This window comes from Veillonella seminalis, from assembly GCF_003992065.1.
Classification (GTDB): domain Bacteria; phylum Bacillota; class Negativicutes; order Veillonellales; family Veillonellaceae; genus Veillonella_A; species Veillonella_A seminalis.
In genome coordinates, this window is sequence record NZ_RQUZ01000025.1 from 1 (window position 1) to 769 (window position 769).

Below are 769 nucleotides of genomic sequence, written 5' to 3' on the forward strand. Positions count from 1 at the left end.
GCTCTGCACCGGCAAGTGTTTTAGGACGGGTTGTCGTATATCTTTTTACTTGCTGAGAAGCATGAAAAATACATCTTTGAAGTTTGGCCTTTGGCCAAACTTTTTTTAATGCTTTCCGAAATCCGGTACCACCATCAGATACAACGACTTTAGGCGTAGCAATACGGTTCATCAAAGCCTCCCAAGCCTGCGCTCGTTCAGCTCGGCATACATACCAACCTAACACATGCTTTTCATCACAACAGATTAATATACAGGCCTTTCTTCCAAGGTGAATACCATCAATGAATACAATCGAGCGTTGAGTTTCAACTTTGGGTAACAAAGGCCAAAGTTCCCAGAATTTAACTGTTTTTCTGCGAAAATTACGACCGACACCGGGCATATCTTTTTGTACATTTTTACTGAACAACCACTGAAGAAAAAGCCGAAAGTCAGAGTTTGTATGATCATAAGGTTTAGTAAAAACTTGATGACATTCTCTACAACGCCATCGTTGGCTACCTATTCGAATTTTTCCATATTTTATACAGTCAAACCCACAATAAGGACATTTAATTTTTCTCATAAAGTAATACCTCCTAAAAAATATATTTTCTAGAAAGATATAACCTTATTTAACCCTTATATAGCAAGGGGTTTCAGACTTTTTACCAACACATTTTGTCCACCCTTTAAAATCTAGTTAAAAATTTAAAAGACCGACAAGACTAGATAAATACTAGTCTCATCGGTCTAAAAACCAACTCAAAATGTCCTATAGGCCAAA

The 769-nt window shown here is 37.1% G+C and carries 1 pseudogene; it reads right to left on the reverse strand.

What is annotated here, in order from left to right:
* A pseudogene (locus tag EO126_RS10645) lies at positions 1-568 on the reverse strand (IS256-like element ISVra1 family transposase); the annotation flags it as partial.
* Positions 569-769 lie beyond the last annotated feature (201 nt).